General features: G+C 63.6%; 1 protein-coding gene. It reads right to left on the minus strand.

Translation table 11 applies throughout. The annotated features are described in order from the left end of the window. Nucleotides 1-1318: IS21 family transposase (gene istA, locus BQ9843_RS00035; protein ID WP_195906582.1), on the minus strand; the 1318-nt coding region annotated here is incomplete at its 3' end. Between the last annotated feature and the right edge of the window lie 166 nt (nt 1319-1484).

Below are 1484 nucleotides of genomic sequence, written 5' to 3' on the forward strand. Positions count from 1 at the left end.
CGCCGAGCGCGGCCATCGCCGCTACCGCGGCCTCGTAGCCCGCATCCGCGCTGACGTCGCGAAGCATCCTGAGCATCGTGCCCCTGTCGGCCCTGCCCATGGAATCCATCGACCTGGCCAGCGATTTCGGCAAGGTCGCCCTGACGGCGCTGTTCTGCCATCCGCCCGGCTTCCTGCAAAGGAGCGCCAGCTGCGACATGGGGTCGCTGGCCTTGGTGGGCGCATCCCCGTATGCTCGGTCGAAGGCGGCGATCTGCGTGCCCTCGCCGTCGTAGAAGGCTACCCGGAATGCGCCCAGCTCGACGATCACCCTCTCCTCGCCGTGGTCCGGCCCGAGCGGGTAGCGGTGTCTGCCGTCGAGGCACGCGTCGCCGTACTTGTCGGTCTTGGCCGTGACTATCTTCGCGACGCGGAAGGGCTTCGCCGGCAGGTCGGCCATGGCCACGCAGTCCTCCATGAACAGCTGGCGCTCGGGCTCCCCTTTGAGGTAATGGTCCTTGCCGGCGCGATCCAGGCACCTGCCGAGGATCCGCTTGTTGTAGGCGGGCAGGCTGTCGATGCGGGGAACGGGGACGAACAGGTTGCGCCGGATGGCCCCGACGGCATTCTCCACGGAGCCCTTCTCGTGGCCGGAGTTGGGGTTGCAGAAGGAGAAGTCGAACCCGTAGTGGGCGGCGAAGCGCGTGAACGTGTCGGCGGTGCTGACAACCTGGCCGACCCTTCTGCCGACGCCCGTGGCGTTGTCAAACACCAACCGGGTGGGCACGCCCCCGCAGAACTCGAACACGGCCTTCAGGCCCTCGCAGACGCATTCCGACGTCTCGCCCCAGAAGCATTGCGCCAGCGACACGTTGGAGAACGGGAAGGTGACCACCAGGTAGTGCACCTCGCGCATGACGCCCAGCACCCTGAAGTCGCACACGCCGAAGTCGACCTGCCCCTCGCCGGGCGCCCATTCGAGGTTGAGGAACTCGTCTTTGGCGCCTTTGAGCTCGGCTTTGCGCTTCTTGACGTAGGCCTGGACGATTGTGTAGCTGCCGTCGTAGCCGCATTCCGCGACGAGCCGGTCGAATACCCGCTGGGCCGTGTGTCGCTGCTTGGGGCGCCGCTTCCTGTCCTCCGCAAGCCAACGATCTATCGTCGCCTTGAACGGGTCAAGCTTCGAACCGCGCCTCTTCCTGGGCTTGACCTGAGGGGAGAAGTCGTCCATGTCGCGGTATTTGCGCACCGTGGGCTCGGAGATTCCCTCCTCCCTGGCTATCTGGGCGACGCTGTCGCCACGGGCAGCGCGCTGCTTGATTGCTAGAATAGTTGACATGCCGATCATTTCCTTTCCGGCCTCCTTGAGTCGATTACCGAAGCAATGACTAAGTTAGGCCATCCGTTGGAGGTGGTCGGCGCCTTTGCTTATGAGGCGAAACAATCGTCGTGAAACCCGAAACTTTTATCTCGTGATTTCCTAAAAATAAAAGCTATCAAAAACA

The organism is Collinsella bouchesdurhonensis, from assembly GCF_900155365.1.
GTDB lineage: Bacteria > Actinomycetota > Coriobacteriia > Coriobacteriales > Coriobacteriaceae > Collinsella > Collinsella bouchesdurhonensis.